Source organism: Cohnella candidum (assembly GCF_003713065.1).
Taxonomy (GTDB): domain Bacteria; phylum Bacillota; class Bacilli; order Paenibacillales; family Paenibacillaceae; genus Cohnella; species Cohnella candidum.
In genome coordinates this window covers 766,954-791,020 of record NZ_CP033433.1, presented here as the reverse complement: position 1 = coordinate 791,020, position 24,067 = coordinate 766,954, and the positions used below count along the sequence as shown (strand labels likewise).

Annotated in this window: 20 protein-coding genes; 2 read left to right on the top strand and 18 right to left on the bottom strand. The window is 57.9% G+C overall.

What is annotated here, in order from left to right:
• Window positions 1-22: 22 nt before the first annotated feature.
• The 12 genes from EAV92_RS03580 to EAV92_RS03520 all read right to left on the bottom strand — a co-directional run bounded on the left by EAV92_RS03580 (window position 23) and on the right by EAV92_RS03520 (window position 13,870).
• Entirely contained in the window at window positions 23-1,570 is a 1,548-nt protein-coding gene (locus EAV92_RS03580; RefSeq protein WP_164472622.1) for a response regulator, read from the bottom strand.
• Window positions 1,545-3,458, bottom strand: coding sequence for a sensor histidine kinase (locus EAV92_RS03570; protein WP_123039794.1), 1,914 nt, complete (start codon window positions 3,456-3,458; stop codon window positions 1,545-1,547). The genes EAV92_RS03580 and EAV92_RS03570 overlap by 26 nt, the downstream gene beginning before the upstream one ends.
• A 126-nt stretch (window positions 3,459-3,584) precedes the next feature.
• Window positions 3,585-5,294: a type 2 periplasmic-binding domain-containing protein gene (locus EAV92_RS03565; protein WP_241158427.1), complete on the bottom strand. Its 1,710-nt coding sequence runs from the start codon at window positions 5,292-5,294 to the stop codon at window positions 3,585-3,587.
• A 66-nt stretch (window positions 5,295-5,360) separates the two neighbouring features.
• On the bottom strand, window positions 5,361-6,248 hold the full coding sequence (locus EAV92_RS03560) for a carbohydrate ABC transporter permease (protein WP_123039793.1): 888 nt from the start codon (window positions 6,246-6,248) through the stop codon (window positions 5,361-5,363).
• Between the two features lie 22 nt (window positions 6,249-6,270).
• A complete protein-coding gene (locus EAV92_RS03555) occupies window positions 6,271-7,236 on the bottom strand; it encodes an ABC transporter permease (RefSeq protein ID WP_123039792.1) in 966 nt (321 codons plus the stop codon).
• Between the two features lie 194 nt (window positions 7,237-7,430).
• A complete protein-coding gene (locus EAV92_RS03550; protein ID WP_123039791.1) occupies window positions 7,431-7,688 on the bottom strand; it encodes a hypothetical protein in 258 nt (85 codons plus the stop codon).
• A gap of 2 nt (window positions 7,689-7,690) precedes the next feature.
• Window positions 7,691-7,852 carry a YfhD family protein gene (locus EAV92_RS03545; RefSeq protein WP_123043550.1) on the bottom strand — a complete coding sequence of 54 codons (162 nt, stop codon included), beginning with the start codon at window positions 7,850-7,852 and terminating at the stop codon, window positions 7,691-7,693.
• A gap of 438 nt (window positions 7,853-8,290) precedes the next feature.
• Window positions 8,291-9,415 (bottom strand): molecular chaperone DnaJ, encoded by a 1,125-nt coding sequence (gene dnaJ / locus EAV92_RS03540; protein ID WP_123039790.1) that lies wholly within the window; start codon window positions 9,413-9,415, stop codon window positions 8,291-8,293.
• Between the two features lie 268 nt (window positions 9,416-9,683).
• The gene (gene dnaK / locus EAV92_RS03535) at window positions 9,684-11,528 is read right to left on the bottom strand and encodes a molecular chaperone DnaK (RefSeq protein ID WP_123039789.1); all 1,845 of its coding nucleotides are present in this window, start codon (window positions 11,526-11,528) and stop codon (window positions 9,684-9,686) included.
• Window positions 11,529-11,559: 31 nt separating this feature from the next.
• Complete coding sequence (gene grpE, locus EAV92_RS03530) at window positions 11,560-12,159, bottom strand: nucleotide exchange factor GrpE (protein WP_123039788.1); 600 nt, start codon at window positions 12,157-12,159, stop codon at window positions 11,560-11,562.
• A 57-nt stretch (window positions 12,160-12,216) separates the two neighbouring features.
• On the bottom strand, window positions 12,217-13,242 hold the full coding sequence (hrcA, locus tag EAV92_RS03525; protein ID WP_123039787.1) for a heat-inducible transcriptional repressor HrcA: 1,026 nt from the start codon (window positions 13,240-13,242) through the stop codon (window positions 12,217-12,219).
• A 160-nt stretch (window positions 13,243-13,402) separates the two neighbouring features.
• Window positions 13,403-13,870, bottom strand: coding sequence for an N-acetyltransferase (locus EAV92_RS03520; protein ID WP_123039786.1), 468 nt, complete (start codon window positions 13,868-13,870; stop codon window positions 13,403-13,405).
• A gap of 178 nt (window positions 13,871-14,048) precedes the next feature.
• Here EAV92_RS03520 and EAV92_RS03515 point away from each other — a divergent pair, with 178 nt between their 5' ends.
• A complete protein-coding gene (locus EAV92_RS03515; RefSeq protein WP_123039785.1) occupies window positions 14,049-14,606 on the top strand; it encodes a DUF1572 family protein in 558 nt (185 codons plus the stop codon).
• 19 nt (window positions 14,607-14,625) lie between these two features.
• Here EAV92_RS03515 and hemW read toward each other — a convergent pair whose 3' ends face one another.
• The 6 genes from hemW to gpr form a co-directional block, all read right to left on the bottom strand.
• On the bottom strand, window positions 14,626-15,783 hold the full coding sequence (gene hemW, locus EAV92_RS03510; protein WP_123043549.1) for a radical SAM family heme chaperone HemW: 1,158 nt from the start codon (window positions 15,781-15,783) through the stop codon (window positions 14,626-14,628).
• Between the two features lie 105 nt (window positions 15,784-15,888).
• Window positions 15,889-17,706, bottom strand: coding sequence for a translation elongation factor 4 (gene lepA, locus EAV92_RS03505; RefSeq protein WP_123039784.1), 1,818 nt, complete (start codon window positions 17,704-17,706; stop codon window positions 15,889-15,891).
• Between the two features lie 75 nt (window positions 17,707-17,781).
• On the bottom strand, window positions 17,782-19,728 hold the full coding sequence (locus EAV92_RS03500) for an endonuclease MutS2 (protein WP_123039783.1): 1,947 nt from the start codon (window positions 19,726-19,728) through the stop codon (window positions 17,782-17,784).
• Between the two features lie 337 nt (window positions 19,729-20,065).
• On the bottom strand, window positions 20,066-20,431 hold the full coding sequence (locus EAV92_RS03495) for a hypothetical protein (RefSeq protein WP_123039782.1): 366 nt from the start codon (window positions 20,429-20,431) through the stop codon (window positions 20,066-20,068).
• A gap of 33 nt (window positions 20,432-20,464) precedes the next feature.
• The gene (gene spoIIP, locus EAV92_RS03490; RefSeq protein WP_123039781.1) at window positions 20,465-21,760 is read right to left on the bottom strand and encodes a stage II sporulation protein P; all 1,296 of its coding nucleotides are present in this window, start codon (window positions 21,758-21,760) and stop codon (window positions 20,465-20,467) included.
• Between the two features lie 893 nt (window positions 21,761-22,653).
• Window positions 22,654-23,649 carry a GPR endopeptidase gene (gpr, locus tag EAV92_RS03485; protein WP_123039780.1) on the bottom strand — a complete coding sequence of 332 codons (996 nt, stop codon included), beginning with the start codon at window positions 23,647-23,649 and terminating at the stop codon, window positions 22,654-22,656.
• A 128-nt stretch (window positions 23,650-23,777) separates the two neighbouring features.
• On the opposite strand from gpr, the gene rpsT reads away from it, so the two are divergent.
• Entirely contained in the window at window positions 23,778-24,050 is a 273-nt protein-coding gene (gene rpsT, locus EAV92_RS03480; protein WP_123039779.1) for a 30S ribosomal protein S20, read from the top strand.
• Window positions 24,051-24,067 lie beyond the last annotated feature (17 nt).

Genomic DNA, 24,067 nt, shown 5'->3' with positions numbered 1-24,067 from the left:
AAGGCCGCCCTTGTTTTCCCGTTCACGCGAGAGCCTGTTTCTGCCGGTATTCCATGGCCGTGATGCCCTCGATCTCCCGGAATACCCGGTTGAACTGCTTCGGATTCTCGAAGCCGACCCGGCGGCTGATTTCGTAAATGCGCTCGTCGGTCTCCGCGAGCAACTCCTTCGCCTTCTGGATCCGGATCTTCTTCAAATAGTTCACGAAGCTCTCGCCCGTGTGTTCCTTAAAACGTTCGCTGAAATAAGAGTAATTGAGCGACACGTGGTTGGACACCACCGCCATGCTCAAATCCTTGTCGAAGTTCGCATGGATATAGGCCAGTGCCCGCGCCATTTCCTTCTGGTCGACGTGGGCCGATTTCAGATCCCGCGCGTATTCGCTCAGCCGAAGCAGCAAGCTCTCCACGTTATGGATATAATCCTGGATGCTCGCGAAATTGTACAAGCTGCCCGCCATCCGGTGCATTTTGATGATGTCCACCGAGGCTTCCCCGTACGTTCGGAACGCTTGGTCGAATACCCTTTCGTTCAGCGCCTGGCTGACGGATTCGAAATACGCGATGTCCGCTTCGGCGAGCGCCTTCGGATCGAACAGCTCCATCAGGAGCATCTTCATTTCTTTGTCTCTGTCCGTGCCCAGCATGTTCGCGAGCTTGCGGACCGTATCCTCGGGCATTCGGTACGAAGCGTCGCGCAGCCGCAGCTGCCCGTACCGGATCAGCGCGGATTCCGACCGGCCGAGCAAGATCCGGTACTTCAATGCGTGCCGCGCTTCCTCGTATTTCGTTTTCAGCTCCCGAAGCGATTCTCCCCGCTCGCTGATGCCCGCGGCGAAGGTGCCCGCGGCGCCCGGCAGCGTACCGAGGTAGGCGGTCATATCCCGGAATCGTTCCGGATTCGTCGTCAGCACGACCAACCGGCCGTCTTTATCCTCCATCGCCAGTTTACGCCCCTCCGAATCGCCGCTCTCCAGAAACTCCTTGCCCTTGAGCACGTTGCGTTCGAAGTCCGGAGAAGCCAAGATCCCGACATAATAGGACGGTTCGAAAACCGAGAGCCCGGCATCCCGGCATCTCGCCTCCACCTCGTCCGGATCGATGTCCTGCCGGGCCCAGACGTAACCGAGCGTGTTGACCTGCATGCCTTCCCGGTACCGGTCCGTCGCCTCCAGGCGGTCGTGGATGGACGCCTCCTGCGCCAGCTCCGTTTCGATTCTGTCCAGCGCCGCGAAAAGATCTTCGCGCACGATCGGCTTGAGCAAATATTCCTTGACCTTGTGCTTGATCGCTTCCTTGGCGTATTGAAAATCGTCATAGCCGCTCAAGATCAGCAGGGCGGGAACACTGGGCCGCGAAGCCAGCGCGCGGATCAGCTCGATCCCGTCCATCTCCGGCATCCGGATGTCCGTGATGACGATATCGAACGGCTCGGCCTCGCATATGGCGAGCGCCTGCTTGCCGTCCGCCGCGAGTTCGATCCGGTACCGATCCGGGAACTCCCGCTCGATCATCGCTTTCAAGCCCACCCGGATGTTGCGTTCGTCATCCGCGATCAGCAGCGTCCGCATGTCCGGACAACCTCCCTCCCAAGATGAAGTAGGGAATGCGGATCGTCACGCGGGTATAACGTCCTTCCGCGCCGTCGATCTGCAAACCGTACTCGTTGCCGTAATGGATTTGAATCCGGCTGTGCACGTTCGCGAGGCCGATTCCGTTTCCTTTGCCCGGCGGCATGCCGTTCGCTTCCGGAGCGCCGGGCATTCGCCCGTCGCCGCGCGCGATGCGCCGGTTCAGTTCTTGCGTCTGCTCTTCGGACATCCCGGCGCCGTCGTCCGTCACCGAAATGAGCATGACGCCGTCCGAAGAGTCGGCGCGAATTTCGATCGTCATTTCGCGGTTTTGCAGGCCGTGCTTCACGGAATTTTCGACGACCGGCTGCAGCGACATTTTGAGCAATTCTTGATCCATCAACATGTCCGGAATATCCGTCACGAGCGTCACTTTGTTGTCGAACCGGACGTTCGCGATGTTGACGTAGTTGGTGATATGGTTGATTTCGTCCCGTAGGCGGACGTATTCGCTCGTCCATCGCATGTTGTACCGCATCATGCTGCCGAGGGAAGTCAAAGCGTCGGAAATCTCCCGGTGATCATGGACCTCCGCCATCATTTTGATGTTTTCGAGCGTGTTGTAAAGGAAATGGGAGTCGATCTGGTTCTTCAGCGTGGCCAGTTCGGCTTCTTTGGCGGCAGCCTGCTTGTTGACCGCGTCGGCGATCAGTTCTCCCATCTTCCGGAGCATTTTGCGAAAATGGTGGGCCAGCTCCCCGACCTCGCCGCCTCCGCGGATGTCGACGTCGAAATTGAAGTCCCCTTGTCGCACCTTTTTGACGGAATCCGTGAGCACGTGCAGTTTTTTCAAGATAATGGCGTTCATGAAATAAGTGGACAGGGCGAGAATGACGAGCAAAATGACGTTGGCGAGCAGAATCCGGTTCCGCGTTTGGTTGATGTCCTCGTATACGGGTTCGAGCGCGACGATTTTGACCATATGGGCTTGCAGCGGCTCGATGTACGAGTAAACGGCGAGATAAGGCTTGCCTGAGATCATGAAATCCAAGCTGCCCATCCCGTCGGGATTGACGTTAAGGTTAGACAATTGCTCTTGCAGCACGTCGTCCGTTAAACCCGCCTCGTCCAGGAAACTTGCTCCCGGGTAGCGAAACAATTCCCGATCCCGGCTTAGGACAACGAGCTGGGATTGATCGTCGCCTTGAATGGGACTGAACGTGTTCGGAAAAAAATTGGCGAGCTGCATGTCGACTTCCAAAATGCCGACATGCGTGCCGGCCGGACGCTGTATCTCATGGAACAACGAGATTTTCGGCCGGTTATCCACTTCCGGTTCCGGCCGGTTTAAGATCACTTCGCGGGTGGAGCGCCTGAACACCCATACGTCGGTTTCATTCGACTTCATGACGGGCTCGTACCAGGGATCGGTCTTGATCCGGTTCTCGTACAGGAAAACCGGCGAGATTTCGAACGTTTTCGGATTGCTCATGTAAAAACGGATCAGATCGATGTTCGGGTTATTGTATTGCAGGCGGACGATGTCTTCCTTCTGGATTTTGTCGATGTTGATCAAATCCTGCGCGGACGGCTCTTCGGAAAGGGCCAAATAGTCTTCCACGTCATCGCTGCTGGCCATTTGCGCGGCGCGTTTCATCGTTTCCATGTTGTTTTTGATATGGACTTGTTCGATTTCGAGAGTCGCGAAGCTGGACTTCTTCAAATCTTCGATCGTATTGCCCGTAAGCCCTCTGAAAACATAGAGCGATATCAGGATGCTGGGCACCAGCATGATCAAGATGTAAGCGATTACGAGTCTTTGCTGCAAAGTCAGCTGCGCCAGCTTAAAACGCCAGGAATCCCACTTCCCGTGCCAATATCGGAACATCCGAACGTCACATCCGTTTCGCCGCCATAGGTTGACTTCATTGTAGCATACGCCGGATGCCGGCGAACCCGAAAACGTCCGAAAAAACCCAGACTTGCTGGGTTTTTCCGGACGTGCTTATAAGGTTTACTTCATGAATTCCGCGAGTTTTTTCATGTTTTCTTCGTACAGCTTCTGCCTGTAAGCCTGCACGTCGGCATAACCGAGCTTGTCGCGTTTGGCGACGTAATCGCTCATGATTTGGTCGAACTCGGCATCCGACTTGGACAACAGCAGCTTCGGCAGCACTTTACCCCATTCGTTGGCGATCTTCGTCAGGTTGATGCCTTCCTTGGACGTCGCCGGCGGGTTGATCAAATCGAACTCCGAGTAGCTCTTCGTCTTGCCCTTCGTCCAATCCTCGAGCTGCTTGAACGGCTCGACGGACGGAGGCGCCCATTGCAGGTTCATGTTCGTGTCCATCAGCATCCAGAACGTGTAGGAAGAACCGTACTTCTTATCGAACGCGGAGCGGTCGGTTTCCATCAGCTTCTTGGCTTCCGGCAGGAACTGGTCTTTGCCGTCGATCGTGTCGTAGGACACGCCTTTTTCGCCGAGGTACAGGTCCTTCTGTCCTTCTTCGCTGATCAGGTAGCTGAGGAACTTGATCGCTCTTTCCTTGTCTTTCACTTTTTTGGAGATCAGCGTGACCGTCCAGCCGGAGATCGCCGGGCCGGCCAGCGTCGGCGGGTCCATGTTGGCGTTCGCCGGGCCGTCCACCGCGATGTAGACCGAGTTCGGATCTTTGGCGAACAGCACGTTCTGCTGCGCCGCGAAGTCGGTGCGTTGGTACAGCATCGCGAAGTAGCGGCCTTGCGCGATTTTCTCTTCCATTTGGGCGCGTTTGTCGACGAATACGTCTTTGGAAATCAGGCCATCCTGGTTCGCTTGGCGGAACACTTTCAGCCATTTGACGAATTCCGGATCGGTCGTGCGGTCGTACAGCTTGCCGTCCTTCTCGCGCGGCAGGGCGAGGAAGCTGGACAGGTACGAGGAATCCTGGTCCGCGGCGAGGAACGAATAGTTGCCTGCAGGGCCGAATTCATGGAACCCGATCGGAATGAGCGGCTGGCCGTTAATTTCAGGGAACTTCTCCTTGGCCATTTTCAGCGCGTTCAGGAAGCCTTCCGGCGTCCGCATGTCCGGCTTGCCGATCGCTTCATAGATATCCTTGCGCACGACGAACGTCTGGTTGGACGTGAACTGCGTGCCGTATTTCTCGAAGTCTTTCGGAGAAGACGAAGCGTTCGGGTATACGTACGTTTTGCCGTCCGGCTGCGCGTACCAGGACAACTTGGCCGGGTCGGCGACTTTGAAGAAGTACGGATCGTATTCTTTGGCCAGATCGGTCAAGGATTCGACCAGTCCGCCTTCGACCATCTTCTTCACGCCTTCTTCCCACCAGCCGAGGGTAATGAAGTCCGGCAGGTCGTTCGCGGCGATCATGGCGTTCAGCTTCTCGTTCTCGTTGCCGGCCGGCACGATGAAGTTGATGTTGACGCCCGTTTTCTTCGTGACGTATTGGGAAGTCGGGTCGACGCCCCATTTGTTCGGGAACCACGCGAAATTCAGGTACCAATCGAACGTGATCGGCTTCGTGTCCGATTTCCAGCCGGGCTCATCCGCCGACGGAGAGGAGCTTTCGCTCGCACTCGCGCTGGCGCTGGCGCTGGGACTGGATGCCGCGGGTTCGGTGGAGCTTGCGCCGCTGGCTGCCGGTTCGTTTTTCGAGCCGGAGCACGCGACGATGGCCATCATGAGCGATGCGATGAGTGCGAATGCAAGCCATTTTCTCATTGTCATACCCCTTTAAGATAGATTGTATAAGATTCTCCCTTTCGGGAAAAGTGAAACCGTTTTCGGTCAGCCTTTAAGCGAGCCGATCATGAGGCCTTTCACGAAGTAACGCTGCAGGAACGGGTATGCGAGCACGATCGGGAACGTCGTGATGACCATCGTCGCCATTTTCAGCGACTGGCCCGTCACCCGCCGGGTAATGGAGCCCCCGACGGCCTGGGCCATCTGGTTGGAGCTGGATTGGGCGATAACCCGGTACAGGAACGTCTGAATCGGCTGCAGCACTTCTTTGTTCGTGTACAGCAATCCCGTAAAGTAGTCGTTCCATTGCCACACGCCGTGGAACAGCGCGATCGTGGCGACGACGGGAAGGGATACCGGCAGCACGACCCGGACGAAGATCGAGAAGTCGTTGGCACCGTCGATTTTCGCCGCTTCCTCAAGGCCGTCGGGAATTTCCCGGAAGAAGGCCAGGAAGATGACGAGATCGAAAAAGCTGAACATCGCGGGATAGATGTAAACGCCGAAATGGTCGAGCAGCCCGAGATCGCGGTACCACAGGTAAGTCGGGATCAGCCCGCCGCCGAAAAACATCGTGATCGTGCCGATGACCATGTACACGTTGCGGCCGATCAATTCTTTCCGCGAATAAGCGTAGGCGACCATGGCCGTGAAAAACACATGGATGACCGTGCCGACGACCGTTTTGGCGATCGTGATGCCCATCGCGGTCATGATGCCGGCGTTTTTGAACACCGTCGAGTAGTTTTCGAAGCTGAACATCCGGGGCACCCAATAGATGTTGCCTCCGGTCATGGCGTCTTTGCCGTCGTTCAGGGAGTTCACCAGAACGTACCAGATCGGATACAACGTGATGAAACATAGAAGGAGCATCCCGATCACGTTGATATTGTCGAATACGATGTCCCCGAGCGTTCTGCGGTCTCGTTTCATCTGGTTCTTCACCGCCCGTATATCAGAATAAAGAGGATTGGTTCATGCGTTTCGTGACGGAATTGGCGAACAGCAGCAGGAACAGCGCGATCACGGCTTTCACGAGGCCGACGGCCGCCGAATAGGAGAACCGTCCTTGCGAGATGCCGGTTTCGAATACGTAGGTATCGATGACGTTGCTGGCGCTTTCGTTCACCTGGTTTTTCAAAACCAGGATCTGGTCGAAGTTGGAGTTGAGCAGGGCGCTGACCGCGAGAATGAACAGGATTGAAATCGTGCCCCGGATCGAAGGCAGCGTGACGTACCTCATTTTCTGGAACCGTCCGGCTCCGTCGATGGTGGCCGCTTCGTACAGCTCCGGCGAAATGCTCGCGATGGCGGCGATATAGATGATGGCGCCCCAACCGAACTCCTTCCAGACGTCGGAAGCCACGACGATGGTCCAGAAATATTTCGGCTCCGCCAGATAGGAGATCGGTTCCTTGATCAGATGGAGCCCCATCAGGATGTCGTTGACGATCCCGACGTCCGCCAGCCAAGCGGTGAGGATGCCGCCGAGGATGACCCAGGACAGAAAGTGCGGAAGGTACGAAATCGTCTGCACGATCCGATTGAATTTCAAGGAGCGAAGTTCGTTCAGAAATAATGCGAAAATGATCGGAAGCGGGAACCCGATGACCAGCTTCAGCAAGCTGATGCCGAGCGTGTTCTTGATGACCTGGATCATCTGGTCGTCCTCGAAAATCTCTTGGAAATGGGTCCACCCGGCCCACGGAGCGTCCCCCATCTTGCCGATGCCGATGTAATCCTTGAAAGCGTAAAGGATCCCGTACATCGGGATGTAGTTGAAGAGAATCATCCAAGCGACGCCCAGCAGCGCCATCACCTGCAAATAACGCTGTCCCCACAGCTTCGCGAGGAATTTGCTCCGGATTCCCGCTTTCACCGTCGGATGTCCCCGTGTGTCGGTGCTCAAGTTGACGCTCATGCTTTCAGGACCTCCTCGTCCGGTGGATTTGAAAGTGCTTTCAGAAGTTATCCTCATTTTACCTGCCTTGGCGGATGGCTCGTAAGGCTTGGAATTTCGTATTTGGTTTCAATTTTTCGGGTCGCGCCCACGGGAAAACGAAAAAAACCTACCCTCACGGGTAGGTCGGGATGGATGCGGGTCCGGCCTTGCGGCTATGCCATACGTCCGCCGGCGGCTTCGATGACGCTGCGGGCCCGGTCGGACGCCTCCTGGGGAATGTTGGCCGACAACGTGAATGACCCGCTCTCGGCCGCCTCTTCGGGCGTTCCGAGTTCGGCGGCGAACTCCACGGAAAAAGAGCCTTCGCGTTCGATGCGGAAACGGTCGCCGCGGAGCGCGGCCAGCTTGCGGATGGCCGATTCCGCCTGTTCCTGGTTGTCGAACCGGGCTTGTATCGTCTGAACGTCCATGCTCAGTCCTCCTGACGGCGATCGGCTTCCGCCGCCCTCTGCTGGGCTTCGCGGTCGTCCTCGTCGGCAAGCTCTTCCGAAAACTCTACGTCTTCCGCCGAAGCCGTCGGCAAATCTTCTTCCTGACGATCATAAGGGGAACGGACGAATCGATTCAAATCCATATGGACCTCCTGGCGCACGATGAACTTCCTCGCGAACGGCAACATTCGCGCGGTTCCCCATAGCATTCTCAGGGCCGGAAGCCAATATGCGTCAGTATTGCTCGCCTCCCCTCCCATGGCCAAAACCGCAACTGTCTCCTCTCCACCGTTGCCGCCCCCGTTTTATTGCTTTCGGACACTAACTTCGGTTTAGATCGGTATAGCGGGGGGATTTTATTGCTTTTCGACGCTAAGTCGCCTGTTTCCCCGTCGGTTGGATGGCAAATGCAGGTTTTTAGTGTCCAAAAGCAACAACTCAGCGGTCGAACTGACCCAGGGCTCCATTTTAGTGCCTGAAAGCAATAACTTCTGAATTGCGTCCTAAATGATCAATGAAATCGAGCATAACTAAAAGCACCCCCGGAACACGTAGTTCCGGGGGTGCTTACCGAACGGTGATCAGTCGCCCAAAATGGCCTTTTTCATCCGCTCGAAAATGTTCTGATGCTGCTCGTGCGTCGATTCTCCCACCGTAGAAGCGAATTCGCGCAGCAGGTCTTTCTGCCCCTCGCTCAGATTGGTCGGGGTCACGATCGTCACTTTGACGTGCTGATCCCCCTGACCGTAACCGCGAAGCTTCGGCACGCCTTTGCCTTTCAGCCGGAAATACGTGCCGGTTTGGGTACCTGCGGGGATTTTAAGCTTCACTTTCTCCGTGAGGGTCGGCACTTCGAGTTCGTCGCCGAGCGCGGCTTGGGCGAACGTCAGCGGTACCTCGCAGTAGATGTCGTCGCCTTCGCGCTCGAAGAAATCGTGCGACTTCACGCGGAGCACGATGTACAAGTCGCCTGCCGGTCCGCCCCGTACGCCGCCTTCCCCTTCGCCGCTGATGCGGAGCTGGGAGCCGTCGTCGACGCCGGCCGGGATTTTGACGTGGATTTTGCGCTGCTTCTTCACTTGCCCGTTGCCGGCGCAGGTCGGGCAGCGTTCCTTGATGATTTTGCCGCGCCCGCCGCAGGCGTTGCAAGCCCGGCGGTTGACGATGCGGCCGAACGGCGTGTTCTGCGCCACTTCCTGCTGGCCGGTGCCGCGGCAGACGGAGCAGGTTTCCGGCTTCGTGCCGGGTTTGGCCCCGTTGCCGTGACAGGTGTCGCAAGTTTCGGTGCGGGGAATCGTGATGTCGGTTTCTTTGCCGAATACGGCTTCCTTGAACTCGATCGTCATCGTGTATTGCAGATCGTTGCCTCGTTGCGGCGCATTCGGATCACGCCGGCCGCCTCCGCCTCCGAAGAACATATCGAAAATGTCGCCGAAGCCGCCCATGTCGCCGCTGAAGCCGCCGCCCCCGCCGAAGCCGGCGGACGGATCCTCGTGGCCGAATTGGTCGTAACGCGCCCTGCGCTGATCGTCGCTCAGCACGTCATAGGCTTCTTTGACTTCCTTGAATTTGGCTTCCGCGTCCGGCTCTTTGTTGACGTCGGGATGGTACTGACGCGCCAGCTTGCGGTATGCTTTCTTGATGTCCTCCGCGGAGGCGCCTTTCGCGACGCCCAGCACCTCGTAGAAGTCTTTCTTGTCGGCCAACTCTCCACCTCCTCATGAGGAAAGCCAAAGCCGGTGCATTGCTTTAAAATCAGGGCCGATTCATGGGGCACCTACCCGGTTTGTATCTCTCTCCAGCCGCCCTTGTCCGCCCTTTGCCGGAATGATTTTTCCGAGGTGGCAAAGGGCTTCCAAAAGCGGACGTAAACTCTTCCGAGAGACACAAACCTTTTCGGTGTAACTAGAATCGGACCGGATCAGTCGCAAGTGCAAAGGCTTTGACTTTCAGGTTCCTTGTAAAAAACCTTGCTTATTTCTTGTCTTCGTCGACGACTTCGTAGTCGGCGTCGACGACGTTGTCTTTCTTCGCGGAGCCCGCGCCGGCATCGGCGGCGTCGGCGCCCGGAGCGCCTTGCTGCGCTTGGGCTTGCTCGTAGAGCTTCACGGACAGCTGCTGCACGATTTGAGTCAGCTCATCGCTGGCCGCTTTGATTTCTTCGAGATTGTCGCCTTCCAGCGCCTTCTTGACTTTCTCTTTCGCTTCTTCGGCTTTCTGGATTTCGCCGGCGTCGACTTTGTCGCCGAGGTCTTTGATCGTCTTCTCGACGGTGTAGACCAGTTGGTCGGCGCTGTTGCGGACTTCGACCAACTCGCGGCGCTTGTTGTCTTCTTCGGCGTGCAGCTCGGCTTCCTTCTGCATGCGGTCGATCTCTTCCTTGCTCAAGCCGCCGGAGGAAGTGATCGTGATTTTTTGGCTTTTGCCCGTACCTTTATCCAGCGCGGACACGTTCACGATGCCGTTGGCGTCGATGTCGAACGTGACTTCGATTTGCGGAATGCCGCGCGGAGCCGGCGGAATATCGCTCAGGATGAAGCGACCCAACGTTTTGTTGTCGCGTGCCATTGCGCGCTCGCCTTGCAGGACGTGGATTTCGACCTGCGTCTGGTTGTCCGCGAACGTCGAGAACACCTGCGACTTGCTGGTCGGGATCGTCGTGTTGCGGTCGATCATCTTCGTCAGGACGCCGCCGGCGGTTTCGATGCCGAGGGACAGCGGGGTGACGTCGAGCAGCACGACGTCTTTGACGTCGCCGGTCAGAACGCCGGCTTGAACGGCCGCGCCGAGCGCGACGACTTCGTCCGGGTTCACGCCTTTGTGCGGCTCTTTGCCGATCAGCTTTTTGATCGCTTCGACGACTGCCGGGATCCGGGTGGAGCCGCCGACCAGTACGACTTTATCGATGTCGGCAGCGGTGAGGCCGGCGTCGGACAGCGCTTGGCGGGTCGGGCCCATCGTGCGCTCAACGAGCGAAGACGTCAGGTCGTCGAACTTCGCGCGGGACAGGTTCAATTCCAAGTGTTGCGGTACCCCGTCGACGACGGTGATGAACGGCAGCGAAATCGTCGTGGACAACGTGCCGGACAGCTCTTTCTTCGCTTTCTCGGCCGCGTCTTTCAAACGCTGAACCGCCGCTTTGTCTTTCAGCAGGTCGACGCCGTGCTCTTTTTTGAATTCGCCGGACAGCCATTCCATGATCGCCTGGTCGAAGTCGTCGCCGCCCAGGTGGTTGTCGCCGCTCGTCGCTTTGACTTCGAAGAAACCGTCGCCGAGCTCCAAGATACTGACGTCGAACGTGCCGCCGCCGAGGTCGAATACGAGAATGGTGTGGTCTTCGGCTTTCTCGAGACCGTAAGCGAGAGCGGCTGCCGTCGGCTCGTTGACGATCCGCAGCACTTCGAGGCCAGCGATCGCGCCCGCGTCTTTCGTCGCTTGACGCTGACTGTCGTTAAAGTATGCCGGTACCGTGATGACGGCCTGGGTGACCGGTTGTCCCAAGTAGGCTTCCGCGTCGGCTTTGAGCTTCTGGAGAATCATCGCCGAAATTTCCTGCGGGGTGTAATCTTTGCCTTCGATCGTTTCCTTGTGGTTCGTGCCCATGTGGCGCTTGATCGAAATGACGGTGCGGTCCGGGTTCGTGATCGCTTGACGCTTCGCGGTTTCGCCGACGATGCGCTCTCCGTCCTTCTTGAAGCCGACGACCGAAGGGGTCGTGCGGTTGCCTTCCGCGTTCGGGATGACGACGGCTTCGCCGCCCTCCATGACCGCCACGCAAGAGTTGGTCGTGCCCAAGTCGATGCCGATTACTTTGCTCATAATGAAGTCCTCCTATCGAAACTGTTTCGGTTTAACCGCTGACCTTGACCATGGCCGGCCGCAGCACTTTGTCTTTCAGCCAGTAGCCGTTCTGAACGGCTTCCACCACGGTGCCTTCTTCGTGCTCTTCGCTTTCCACCTGCATGATCGCCTGGTGCAGTTCCGGATCGAACGGCTGCCCGACGACGTCCATTTTGCGCAGCCCTTCGGCTTCCATCACTTGCGAGAACTGGCGGTATATCATATCTATACCCTTCGCGAAAGAATCGGTTCCGGCCGATTCGCCGCCCGCTTGCAACGCGCGCTCGAAGTTGTCGAGCACCGGAAGCAGCTGTCCGACGAGCTTCATCGAAGCGTACTGCGCCAAATCTTCTTTCTCTTTCTGCGTGCGCCGGCGGAAGTTGTCGAAGTCCGCCTGCACCCTTAAGTACCGGTTATGGTTGTCCTCCGCTTGCTTGGCCAGCTCGGCGATGCGGGGATCGCCTTGGCCTTCCGCGGAGGAATCGCCGCCGTTATCCTCCGGCACCCATTCCTCGGCTGCCGGCTCTTCGGAGCCCGCCGGAGTCGTTTCCACGCGTTCTTCCTGATCTTCAGCCATTCTCTCCTGCTCCTTCGTCTCTTTCTTATGCATGCATAAGGCATACGCCTCTTTACCGTACCACCCGCCTGCAGCCGCTATGCGCGGCGCTTATTTGGACCTGCGGGCCAGCAAGGCCGTCAAATCGCGGGACAGGTAATCCAGCAAACTGATGACTTTACCGTATTCCATGCGGGTCGGACCGAGAATGCCGATCGTGCCCAGCGATTGCCCGTCTATCGAGTAGGTGGCGGTAATCAAGCTGCATTGGTTGATCGCTTCCATCATGTTTTCCGTGCCGATGCGCACCTGGATGCCTCCCAGCGCCGTCTGGAACAGCTGCGACAGCTTCGCGGTCTCCTCGAGCGTGTCGAGGATCAGCTTCGCTTTGTCCACGTCCTTGAACTCCGGCTGCGTCAGCATGTTGGCCGCGCCGCTCAGGAAGACGCGGGGATCCTTCTGGTCCGCGAGCGATTGCTCGAGCACCGCGAGGATCTCTTCGCAACGGTCCATGTAACGGCTCAGTTCCATCGCGATCTCGCTATGGAGTACCGATTTCACCCGGTGGAACGGGACGCCGCACAGCTTGTCGTTCAGCAGGTTCACGATTTTGCCCAGGTCGCCGACGTCGATTCCTTCGGGAATCGTCATCGTCCGATGCTCGACGTGCCCCGTATTGGTCACGATGATGGCCACGGCGGAGCTGTCGTTCAGCGGAACGAGCTGAAAATGCTTCAGCGACGCGCTGAACATTTCGGGCCCTAGCACGATGGAGGTATAGTTCGTCAGATGGGACAGCATCGTCGCGGCATGGCTGACGACGTCCTCCCAGTGGATCATTTTCTCAGCGAAAAAAGCCCGGATCGTCCGAACGTCCTCTTCGCGGACGCCGCCCGGGGTGACCAGATGATCCACGTAATAGCGGTAACCCTTATTGGAAGGAATCCGTCCGGCGGACGTATGGGGCTGCTCGAGCAAGCCGAGCTCTTCCAGGTCCGCCATTTCGTTGCGGATGGTAGCCGGACTGAACGTCACGTCTCCCCGCTTCGAAATGCTGCGGGATCCGACAGGCTCTGCGGAACGAATGTAGTCGTCCACGATGGCCGTAAGAATCATCCGTTGGCGCTCGCTTAACATGCGGTTGTCCCTCCCTGCGTTTCCTTCCGTTTCGCCGATGTTAGCACTCGACAAGACAGAGTGCTAACGGCTATTACAAAAATACCAAACCGTTCCGGTCGTGTCAAGGACGTTCCGGTTCGGTTCGGCATCGTTTCGGGCATCATTCGGTCATGCAAGATCAGGCCAACAGCTTGAGCATGGCGATTTCGTCGCAGCAGTGCTGTTTGGCGCAATGGACGCAGTCGGTCCACACTTTTTCCGGGAATATTTCCTTGTCCACGATCTCGAAGCCGTTTTTGCGGAAAAAGTCAACGGCGTAGGTCAAGGCCATCACTTTGGGCACGCCCATCCGCCGCGCTTCCTCGATCAAAGCGTCGACCAAGCGGCTTCCCAAGCCCATTCCTTTATACCCATCCGCCATACCCAAGGAACGGATTTCGACCAGGTCGGTCCCCAGACGGAACAAAGAGCCGCAGCCGATCAGCCTTCCGCTCTCCTCCGCCACGATAAACGAATCGATATGGCGAAGCAGCGCTTCGCGGGAACGGGGCAGCATGATTCCCTTCTCGGCGTAACCCTGGATCAATTCATATAGCGCTTCGACGTCTTCGGGCCGGGCATTGCGGCAAGTGATCGTCGTGTTCATGGGATTCCCTTCTTTCCGGCTTCCCCTCAAGTGGATGTGTATAAATATACATCAAAACGAATGCATCCTCAATAGGGTTTGATGGATCGCGAAACAAATCTTTCATCGGACCGATAAAAAAGCCGATCGGACTGCGGTGCGCCGTTGCGGTATGATGATGCCAAAGGAGGCTGAATGTATGGAAAAGCAAAGCGATCGAGACTTGGCTTCGGTGGTACTCGAAACGGTCCTGTATGATTTTCGGGCTATGAAGAAACTCGGCGAGGGCGCGCTGGCCCAATTGGACGACGAAAGCGTCGGATGGGCGCCGGACGGCGAAAGCAACAGCGCGGCCGTCATCGTCAAACACATGGCCGGCAACATGATCTCGCGTTGGACCGACTTCCTGACGTCGGACGGCGAAAAGCCAAGCCGTAAGAGGGACGACGAGTTCATCGACGACGTCTCGGGGCTGCAGGAAGTCATGGCTCTATGGGAAAGCGGATGGGGCGTTCTCTTCGAAGCGCTCGAACCGCTGCGGCCGGAAGACCTGCTGCGTGAAGTCACGATCCGCGGCCAGCCGCACACCGTTCTGCAAGCCATCCACCGTCAAATCTCCCACTACGCTTACCATGTCGGACAGCTTGTCTACGCGGCGAAAGCCCGCAAGTCGGGGGAATGGAAGTCGCTCAGCATCCCCCGCGGGCAATCGGCCGGGTTCAACGACGCGATGGCCCGCAAATTCGGCAGCCGTTAACGGCTTACCCGCCGGCGGTTCACTCGGACAAAAACGCCCCGAACACCTCATTGCCCAACATAACCCCTTGCGCGGTCAAGCGAAACCCTTCAGGCGCCTCGGTCTTTTCCAGCAAGCCTTGGCCGACCAAACGGCGGAGCGCGTCATCGAAGCGAACTTCGAGCCGCTCTCCGGGTCCGAACTGAACCTCGAAATCGGCGGAACGAACGCCTTCCAGCAGCCGCAGGCCGACCATCATGAAGTCCTCCATCGCTTCCTCGGGCAGCACCTCGTGGCTTTCCAACCGAGGCAGCTTAACTTGCGCCGCGTCGATGTAGGGCTGAACGCCCTTGATATTGACGTGGCGAATCCCCCGCGCGTATCCGTGTGCGCCGGCTCCGAGCCCGTAATAAGGCTCGTTCCGCCAATAGACGGTGTTGTGCCGGCTTTCGAAGCCCGGACGGGCGAAATTGCTGATTTCGTAATGCCGGTAACCCGCCCCGCCCAGTCTCTCCATTAAGTGGCGATACATCTCCACTTCCTCATCCTCTTCGGGCAGCGGCAGTTCGCCCCTCTCATACAGCCGGTGGAACAGCGTATTTTCCTCCACCTTCAGGCTGTAGAGCGAGTAGTGAGGCAAATCGAGCTCAAGCGCGCGGCTTACGCTGTCTTGCAGATGGTGGAGCTTTTGGTTCGGCAAGCCGAACATCAGGTCGATGGACAGGTTGGAGAACCCCGCCGCTTTCGCGTTCGCAATGCTGCGAACGACGTCGTCCGCTTCGTGAATGCGGCCGATCCGCTTCAGCAGCTCGTTATCGAACGTCTGCGCGCCGAAGCTGATCCGGTTGACGCCGCCTTCGCGCATGGCCTCCAGCTTGGCCGGATCCGTCGTGCCGGGATTCGCTTCCATCGTATACTCGGCTCCGGGCGCCAGCGGAAAATGCCGCCGTACCGAAGCGAGGAAGCGCGCCATCTGGACGGGATTCAGTACGGTCGGCGTCCCGCCGCCGACGAATACCGTCTCGATGCGCTCCGGCGGCAGCGCGGCTGCCGTACGTTCCATCTCGAGCTCCAAGGCGTCCAGATAGGCATCGATCGGCTGTCCTTCCGCCACGTAGGAGTTGAAATCGCAGTAATAGCACTTGTTCGTGCAAAACGGGATATGAATATACAGCGCGCGCGGCGTCCATGTATGCATGGGAGGAACCGTCGTCGTTTCATTCATGGGCTTCACCTCTTTTCCTTCCGAAAACGCGAGAAGAACGGGCCGGGGCCCGTTCCGCGCGTCCTGCTTTCAACTTCCTTAATCGTCGTCCAGCTTCAGTACCGCCATGAACGCTTCCTGCGGTACCTCGACGCTGCCGACCTGCTTCATGCGTTTCTTGCCTTCCTTCTGCTTCTCCAGCAGCTTCCGTTTCCGCGTAATATCGCCGCCGTAACATTTGGCGAGCACGTTTTTGCGCATCGCTTTGATCGTTTCGCGGCTGATGATTTTCTGCCCGACGGCGGCCTGGATCGGCACCTCGAACATTTGGCGCGGGATAAGATCCTTCAGTTTCTCGCAAATGATCCGTCCGCGCTGGTACGCCCGGTCGCGGTGCACGATGAACGACAAGGCGTCCACCTTCTCGGCGTTGAGCAGAATGTCCATTTTGACGAGATTCGAAGCCCGGTAACCGGACAGCTCGTAATCGAAGGACGCATAGCCTTTGGTGCTGGATTTGAGCTGGTCGAAAAAGTCGTACACGATCTCGGCCAGCGGAATGTCGTATTTCAGCGTCACGCGGTTGGCATCAAGGTACTGCATGTCGATAAACTCGCCGCGCTTGCCTTGGCACAGCTCCATGATCGCGCCGACGTAGTCGTTCGGCACGATGATCGACGCCTTGACGTACGGCTCCTCGACCTGGTCGATCTTGCCCTGCTCCGGATATTCGGACGGGTTAGAGATGTCCAGCGTCTCCCCGTTGGTCAGCGTGACCTTGTAAATAACGCTAGGCGCCGTCGTGATCAGCGGAATGTTGAATTCCCGCTCGATGCGCTCCTGGATGATTTCCATGTGCAGCATGCCGAGGAAGCCGCAGCGGAAACCGAAGCCGAGCGCCTGCGACGTCTCCGGCTCGAACCGCAGCGAGGCATCGTTCAATTCCAGCTTCTCCAGCGCGTCGCGAAGGTCGTTATAATCGGTGGAATCGATCGGGTACAGGCCGCAGAACACCATCGGATTGCTCCGCCGGTAACCCGGAAGCGCTTCGGCCGCCGGATTCCGCGCATCGGTGATCGTGTCGCCGACCCGCGTTTCCTTCACGTTCTTGATCGAGGCGGTAACGTAGCCGACGTCGCCCGGACCCAACCGGTCGATCGCCGTCGCGCGCGGACGGAACGTCCCTACTTCCACCACTTCGAAAGACGAACCCGTGCTCATGAATTTCATTTTGGTGCCCGGCTCGATCGTGCCGTCGATGACGCGGATGAAGCAGATGACGCCTTTATAAGCATCGTAATAGGAATCGAAAATGAGCGCTTTGAGCGGCTTATTCGGATCACCCTGCGGCGCCGGGATTTTCTGGACGACCTGCTCGAGGATTTCCTTGATCCCGATCCCGTTCTTCGCGGAAGCGAGCACGGCGTCGCTGGCGTCGAGGCCGATGACGTCCTCCACCTCTTGTTTCACGCGCTCCGGCTCGGCGCTCGGCAAGTCGATCTTGTTGATGACCGGCAAAATTTCCAGGTTGTTGTCCAGCGCGAGATAGACGTTCGCCAGCGTCTGCGCCTCGATCCCTTGGGCGGCGTCCACGATGAGAAGCGCGCCTTCGCACGCGGCGAGGCTGCGCGATACTTCGTACGTGAAGTCGACGTGTCCCGGGGTATCGATCAGATGCAGCGTATACGTCTCGCCGTCATCGGCTTTATATTGCAGCCGGACGGCCTGCAGCTTGATCGTGATCCCCCGCTCCCGCTCCAAGTCCATGGAGTCGAGAACCTGGTCCTGCATTTCGCGGGACGTCAGGGCTCCGGTATATTCCAAAATGCGGTCGGCCAGCGTCGATTTGCCGTGGTCGATGTGCGCGATAATGCAAAAATTGCGGATATGGCTTTGTTTTACAGGCAGATCTGCCATCGTTTCGAGTACCTCCAAGCGGTCACTTGCGGCATAGGTGCATCACTTCATTATAACAAAGAGACCCTCGAAGCATCAATCGGATACTTGGCCGTCTTCCGGCGGCAGCTCAATCGACAAGCCGGGAACGTGCCGTTTGCCCATCAGCTTGCGTTTTTTGCGGTTTTCGACCGTGTCGAATACGATGTCCATGTCGTAATCCGCACCCGGATAAAGCTTCTCCCGTTCGATGTAGCGGCGGACGCGCTTATGGTTAATCGTGATCTTCTCTTTCTGAACTTGCACGATCAGGTTGCCCCGTTCGTCATGCAGCCGGTAGACGACTCCCGTCTTGCGAAGATGCGGGATGAATACGACGTCGCCGATTTCCAGCGCAGGCAGTTCTCCGGGTTCTGCGGCGTTTTTCTCTTTATGGGTTTCCGCGCGTTGCGCCGCTGCAGGCATCCGGCTCTGAAGTGCGGCGGGGATGGCTGCAGGCGAGTCGCCGCGCCCTTGCTTCAAGCTGCCGGCAATGACCTTCGCGCGTTCGACGATGGCGGGCGAGATACCGAGCTTCGAGGCGATGACGAACGCATAGCTGTTGCCCGCCTCCCCCATGTCGAGCCGGTACAGCGGACGCAGCGTTTCTTCGTCGAAAGCCATGCGGGCATTGCGGAATCCGGGGGTTACCCGCGCGTATTCCTTGATTTCGTTGAAATGCGTCGTGGCCAACACGACCGAACCGCGGCGGTACAGCTCCTCCAGCACGGCGATCGACAGGCCGACGCCTTCCCCCGGATCGGTGCCGGTGGCCAATTCGTCCATCAGCACGAGGGTGCGCGAGCCGGCGACGCCCAAAATGTCGATCACGTTGCGCATGTGCGCAGAGAACGTGCTGAGCGAGGCGTCCATGCTCTGGTCGTCGCCGATGTCCGCCTCGACCGAACGGAAGACGGCGAGCGTGCTGCCTTCGGAGGCGGGCACCAGCAAGCCGGATTGGGCCATCAAAGTGAGAAGGCCGACCGTCTTCAGCGAGACGGTTTTTCCGCCGGTGTTCGGACCCGTGATGAGCAGCGAACGGTATTCGCCGCCCACCTCGATGTTAAGAGGCACCGGTTTCGCGGTGAGGAAAGGATGGCGGGCTTGCCGGAGGCGGATGACGCCGTCCTCGTTCATCGGCACTTCCGCCGCCCCGATGGCCAATGCCCACTTCGCCTTCGCGATCAGGAAGTCGTAATGCCCCGTCGTTTCGACGTTAACGGCCAGCTCGTGCGCGTACGATTCGGCGAAGCCTGTGAGCTGCGCCAGCACCTGCGTTTCTTCCCGGACTTCTTCGGCGCGCAGCATCGACAGTTCCATCTGGAGTCCGGCGAGCTCGGAAGGCTCGACAAACACCGTCTGTCCGCTGGACGATTCGTCCAGCACGACGCCGGAAATGCGTTTGCGCAGCTCCTTTTTCACAGGGAGGACGTAGCGACCGTTCCGCTGGCTGACCAGCCGATCCTGCAAAATGTCCGCGTGGCGCGACAGAAGGCCCTCCAGCTTTTTCTGCAGCCGCTCGTCCGCGACCCGGATTTTTTTGCGGATTTTATGGAGCTCGGCGCTCGCGGTGTCCAGGATGCGGCCCCGGTCGATACACTGTTCGATTTCTTCCTTCAGCTTGGACAAATCGTACATGGAAGCCGCGTAACTCGCCACCGCAGGCGCTTCCGCGCCTTTGGAAGCCATGTATTGCCGGAGCTGTCCGCAGCTGCGGGCGAATTGGGCGAGGCAGCCGAAATCGCTCTCCGTCAGGACGTACCCGGTGCCCAGCAGAGCCATGACCGTTTCCATCCCTTCCAGGGAAGGCAGCGGCGGGTGCCCGCCTTTGTTCAGCAAGGCGCGGGTTTCTTCGGTTTCCCGGAGCCGCCGTTCGATGACACGAAGCTCCGTCAGGGGTTGCAATTCTTCCGCCAAGCGGCGTCCAGCATATGTTGAGGTGTAGCCGACGACGGTTTCCACGACGCGGCGGTATTCGAGTTTATTCAGGGAATGGTTTCTCAAGGGAAAGCCTCCATTTGTATAGGGAAATTTGGATGCAAAAAAGCCGTGCCCGAATGAGCACGGCAGATCTTCCTTAGACGAACGTGTCGTTCGGCAGGATGGTCTACTGTTCTGTTCTGGCCATTCCAAGACCTCTCCCGAGTACGGCAAATCAGACCGGCGCAATCCGCGCGGCTGTGCTGTCTGCCCTCGTTCGAAGCCCTATGGAGTTGATCAGATCAGAACGGACACCAACATCAAAATTTCCCCTGTCGAATGGAGTTGCTTTTATCTTATGCGAGAAGAACGGCCGCAGTCAAGAAACATTTGACAAAGAAAATGATGAGCCCCGCTTCGCTTACGAACCCGTGACTTTGTCGAATAACGATACGACGAGCTTGATGCCGCCGCTGGATATCGAATGCAGCGTTTCCGCGGTGGCCGACGACACGCGGTCGATCAACGGTTTGTGGTCGTTCCGCGGAATCGTTGGCTGGGGCTGCGATGTGGAGGCGCCCCTGTCGGTTTTACGGGGAGGCAGCGTCCAATCTTCGTCATTCGCGGCGGGAGACTGCGCCGTCTGCCCGACCGACCGGGTCGCTTGCGGCTCTTCCATCGGCCCATAGACGCGGTGAATGCCGCTCGACGAAAGCTCCATGCCGTATAAGATGGCAAACCCGACGACTCCGATCAGCAGCAGCAGTTTCAGCGAATCCCTGCGCATTTTAAACGTCCTCCCCATTCATTCTCATTCCGTTCAGTCGTTCCCCACGCCTTCGGCAGGCGGGTTTCCGTTCACTTTCACGGCGTCCTGGTTTTCCCAATACAGATCCGCGATCACTTCCGCCAGCGCGTCGGCCGTCCGGTAGCATTCCTTCAGCGTATTGTCTTTGCCGCCGATCTCGATCAGCACGCTGTCGGGAGAAACGGATTGGTTATACTCCCCGTTTCCGGTCGCGGCGGTTTTCCCCCAAATGCCGCGGGACAAGCCGGGATAGTCCTTCTCCAGTCTCTCTTGAATCCGGCTCGCGAATTCCTCGTTTTGCTTCCAGTTCGGGTTCCGGTGCCCGATGATGAAGAAGACCTGGGCGTAATCCGTTCCCCGTATCGTCGTTGTCGTTTTGCTTCGGGGCTGGGAGTCGCGGTGGATATCGAAAAAGAACTTGAGGTTTTTGTTGCCGGCCAGCGCCTGTTTGACGGTCTGAAGAGAGTACTTATACGAGTAATTCCAGTTATACGACTTGATGGAAGACGCGTAATCCTTCGACGAATGGGCCGCTCCGACTCCCTTGGCTTCGAGCTGTTGGGCCAGCCTTTTGCCGACGAGAGTCACGTTGATTTTGGAGTCGGTCGGATCTTTGGAGCCGTTTTGCAGCTCCGGCAGCCAGGATTCCCGGTTGTGGCTGTGGTAGATGAACACGACTTTGTTCTCTCCGGTACTCCGTTGCGGAGGGGGGTTGTCCGACGAATCGGACGGGGCGGATGCCTCACCGGAATCGGACGGAGTTGAAGCCGGCGGTTGATTCGCCGGATCCGGGGTGTTGGATGGCGCTGCGTCGTCTGGACTGCCGACAGGCGGATCGGCGGCCTCTTGGCCGGCGTCCGTCTCCAGCGGCCCGTGGTCTTCCGGCGCATCGTCGCCTCCGCCCGAACCGGGCCGGAGCAGCACCGACTGGTCCGGGACCATGCCGGGCATTTCGAGCGCCAGCAGGCTTTTGGGGTCGTCCGGGTTCAAATCGGTAAGGAAACGGACGAGGAAAGCGGCTAGTTTTCCCGCTTGAAAAGGCGACGGCTCATCGCCGGCCGGCATGTGGGGCAGCTCGAAGCCGAGCAGCGATTCGAAGAAACGCCCGGGCACGGAGGCGGCGAAGCCTTTCATCGATTGGCTGGGAGAAACGGCGAACGTGTTCTGAAGCATCCCGGCCAGCCCGAGCATGATGAAAACGACCATGGAGCACAGGCTGAGGATAAAATAAGCGCGGCCGGTGGCAAGGAGTTTCCGGAAACGGTGCTGCACGTGGTGCCAGGAGTTCCGGACGACGGTACGTTTCATGGTTTCGATTCATCCTCCTGTCCAGTCCCGCGGAAGGGACCGTCTCTCTTGGGGTACAGGTAATGAATCATATGAGAATAGCAAACGGGATAGAACGCGAGGAAGAAGATTAATATTTTCCCCCAACCCCCGAGGGATTTCGCCAACCCCCTAAGGATAACGCCTACTCCCTAAGTCCCCCTTCGCCGCTCTTTCGCCAACCCCCTAAGTCCCCCTTCCCCGGAAGGGGGATTCCAAGGCGCTGCGCCCTCTGGACACCCGCTCTTTGGCTGCGTGCGGTTTGGTGACTAGTGTGGTGAGAGAATCTATTATTGGAGTCTAGTAACTATTAATTTCACATTTTCTCTTTCCAGCTACACTGCCCTGCTCACCCTCTCCTTCGACCGATTTATGTAACTTTTTTGCATAACTCAGCCGCTCACCTGCCACTCCGTCCGATTTATGTAACTTTCTTGCATAACTCCCCCGCTCACCCGCCACTTCGACCGATTTATGTAACTTTTTTGCATAACTCCGCCGCTCACCCGCCACTCGTCCGATTTATGTAACTTTCTTGCATAACTCCCCCGCTCACCCGTCTCTCGTCCGATTTATGTAACTTTCTTGCATAACTCCGCCATCGTACCCCCGCAGTTCGGATTTGCACACTTAAATAGAGTGAAATTGTAAGAGAGGTGGCTGTAGTTCGGAAAAACACACTTGCAGACCCCGTTTTGGAGTTGAGTGACGAAAAACGGCCTGAAAGTGGGCAAAATCGAATTGCAGTGCGCAGAACGCCGAAATTGTCGCTGCAAGGGGGCAAAATTGAATTACAAAACGAAAACCAAGCCCCGCCGCTTGCCGAAAACATGAAAAACCCCCTTGCGGGGGTTATCGGGGAAGGCGATGGCGCGTTAGTGCGTATAGGCGGCTACGTTGTGCGTGTCGACGGCTTCGTGGAGTGCGGCGTTCAGGCCGCTGGCGATGATGTTCGCGATGTCTTCCATGAACATGTCGATTTCCTTCGGCGTCACGAGCAGGTCGTGGCCGAGCGGCTGCAGCACCTCGCGTACGAGCTGGAGCCTTTCCTGTTCCTGCATCGTGCCGAACACGCCGAACAACGGCTGGGTATTGCTGGTTTGCCGCTTCATGTGCTCGAACACCATGTCCATCGTATTGCTCACGATCGTGGAGGCATAGACGACTGTGGGAACGCCGATGGCGATGACGGGCACGCCAAGTATCTCCCGCGTGAGCCCGCGCCTTTTGTTGCCGATGCCGGAGCCGGGGTGGATGCCGGTATCCGCGATTTGGATCGTCGTGTTCACGCGGTCGAGCGATTTGGCGGCCAGGGCGTCGACGGCGATGATGAGATCGGGTTTAGACTTCTCTACGATGCCCGAAATGATGTCGCTCGACTCGATCCCCGTCGTGCCCATCACTCCAGGCGCTATGGCGCTGACGGGACGGTATCCCGGAGAAACGTCTCCTGGCATCAACTCGAAATAGTGGCGGGTCACCATGACGTTTTCCACGACCAGAGGACCGAGCGCGTCCGGCGTCACGTTCCAGTTGCCGAGTCCCGCGATGAGCACGCTCCCGTTCGGTTGCACGCCGACTCGGGTCAGAAACGCCTCGAATTCACGGGCGAACGACGTCGCCACCCGGTCCTGCAATTCGGTATCGCCTTTGCGAAGCTCGGGAACCTCGATCGTCACGTAGTGCCCCGGCATTTTGCCGATCCTCCGCGCGCCTTCGTCCGTCTGGATGTGCATGCGCGTGACCAAGATCCCACCGTCGTTCGTCGACTCGTTCCATACGCCCGGGATTTGGCTGCCGAGCGCCGCCATTTCCTGAGCCTCCAGGGCCAGATCGGTCCGAACTTGATACTTGCTCAAATCGATGGTCATCGGGTACGGAAAGCCCCTTTCGGATGCGGATGGGAGAGGGGAATTCAGCTTGCGTTTTACCCCCTTGCATGATAGAATGTTACAAGTTGTGTGGAGAAATACTCTTGTTTTTTCAGGAGGTGAAAAGAATGCCGAACATTAAATCCGCCATCAAACGGACCAAAACGAGCGAAAAACGCCGCCTGCGCAACGCTTCGCAAAAATCCGCCCTTCGTACGGCCGTTAAGCAAGCAGACGCTGCTGTCGCCGGCACGGACGTAAATGTGGCGAAAGACGCGCTGGTACTGGCTCAGAAGAAATTGGATAAAGCGGTGACCAAAGGCCTCATTCACAAAAATGCAGCTGCCCGCAAAAAGTCCCGCCTTGCCAAGAAGCTGAACGCACTGTCCGCACAAGGCTAATCCGCCGCTAAGGCCGA

Bases quoted from the DNA above. Each gene is read 5' to 3' on its own strand.
- EAV92_RS03580 (WP_164472622.1), bottom strand. From the start codon at position 1,570: ATGCGGACGCTGCTGATCGCGGATGACGAACGCAACATCCGGGTGGGC.
- EAV92_RS03570 (WP_123039794.1), bottom strand. From the start codon at position 3,458: ATGTTCCGATATTGGCACGGGAAGTGGGATTCCTGGCGTTTTAAGCTG.
- EAV92_RS03565 (WP_241158427.1), bottom strand. From the start codon at position 5,294: ATGAGAAAATGGCTTGCATTCGCACTCATCGCATCGCTCATGATGGCC.
- EAV92_RS03560 (WP_123039793.1), bottom strand. From the start codon at position 6,248: ATGAAACGAGACCGCAGAACGCTCGGGGACATCGTATTCGACAATATC.
- EAV92_RS03555 (WP_123039792.1), bottom strand. From the start codon at position 7,236: ATGAGCGTCAACTTGAGCACCGACACACGGGGACATCCGACGGTGAAA.
- EAV92_RS03550 (WP_123039791.1), bottom strand. From the start codon at position 7,688: ATGGACGTTCAGACGATACAAGCCCGGTTCGACAACCAGGAACAGGCG.
- EAV92_RS03545 (WP_123043550.1), bottom strand. From the start codon at position 7,852: ATGGATTTGAATCGATTCGTCCGTTCCCCTTATGATCGTCAGGAAGAA.
- dnaK (WP_123039789.1), bottom strand. From the start codon at position 11,528: ATGAGCAAAGTAATCGGCATCGACTTGGGCACGACCAACTCTTGCGTG.
- grpE (WP_123039788.1), bottom strand. From the start codon at position 12,159: ATGCATAAGAAAGAGACGAAGGAGCAGGAGAGAATGGCTGAAGATCAG.
- hrcA (WP_123039787.1), bottom strand. From the start codon at position 13,242: ATGTTAAGCGAGCGCCAACGGATGATTCTTACGGCCATCGTGGACGAC.
- EAV92_RS03520 (WP_123039786.1), bottom strand. From the start codon at position 13,870: ATGAACACGACGATCACTTGCCGCAATGCCCGGCCCGAAGACGTCGAA.
- EAV92_RS03515 (WP_123039785.1), top strand. From the start codon at position 14,049: ATGGAAAAGCAAAGCGATCGAGACTTGGCTTCGGTGGTACTCGAAACG.
- hemW (WP_123043549.1), bottom strand. From the start codon at position 15,783: ATGCATACATGGACGCCGCGCGCGCTGTATATTCATATCCCGTTTTGC.
- lepA (WP_123039784.1), bottom strand. From the start codon at position 17,706: ATGGCAGATCTGCCTGTAAAACAAAGCCATATCCGCAATTTTTGCATT.
- EAV92_RS03495 (WP_123039782.1), bottom strand. From the start codon at position 20,431: ATGCGCAGGGATTCGCTGAAACTGCTGCTGCTGATCGGAGTCGTCGGG.
- spoIIP (WP_123039781.1), bottom strand. From the start codon at position 21,760: ATGAAACGTACCGTCGTCCGGAACTCCTGGCACCACGTGCAGCACCGT.
- gpr (WP_123039780.1), bottom strand. From the start codon at position 23,649: ATGACCATCGATTTGAGCAAGTATCAAGTTCGGACCGATCTGGCCCTG.
- rpsT (WP_123039779.1), top strand. From the start codon at position 23,778: ATGCCGAACATTAAATCCGCCATCAAACGGACCAAAACGAGCGAAAAA.